The sequence below is a fragment of the Hungatella sp. SL.1.14 genome, assembly GCF_024460495.1.
GTDB classification, from domain to species: Bacteria; Bacillota; Clostridia; order Lachnospirales; family Lachnospiraceae; genus Hungatella; species Hungatella hathewayi.
The window spans coordinates 1-364 of the sequence record NZ_JANFYJ010000192.1 but is presented as its reverse complement, the minus strand read 5'-3'; the positions used below and the strand labels follow the sequence as shown (position 1 = coordinate 364).

General features: G+C 51.4%; 1 rRNA gene. It reads left to right on the top strand.

Annotated features, from left to right (window positions below):
* Positions 1-364, top strand: a 23S ribosomal RNA gene (locus NE473_RS30625); the annotation flags it as partial.

Here is a 364-nt window from a genome sequence, read left to right as displayed (position 1 = left end):
CCCCAAGGCTAAATACTCCTTAGTGACCGATAGCGCATAGTACTGTGAAGGAAAGGTGAAAAGAACCCCGGGAGGGGAGTGAAAAAGAACCTGAAACCCTGTGTTTACAAACTGTGGAACCACATTTCAGGTGGAACCGCGTACTTTTTGTAGAACGGTCCGGCGAGTTGCCGGGACTGGCAAGGTTAAGCACTTAAGGTGTGGAGCCGAAGGGAAACCAAGTCTTAATAGGGCGTAGAGTCAGTTCAGGCAGACCCGAAACCGGGTGATCTACCCATGTCCAGGTTGAAGTTTCCGTAAAAGGAAATGGAGGACCGAACGCACATCCGTTGAAAAGGGTGGCGATGAGGTGTGGGTAGGGGAG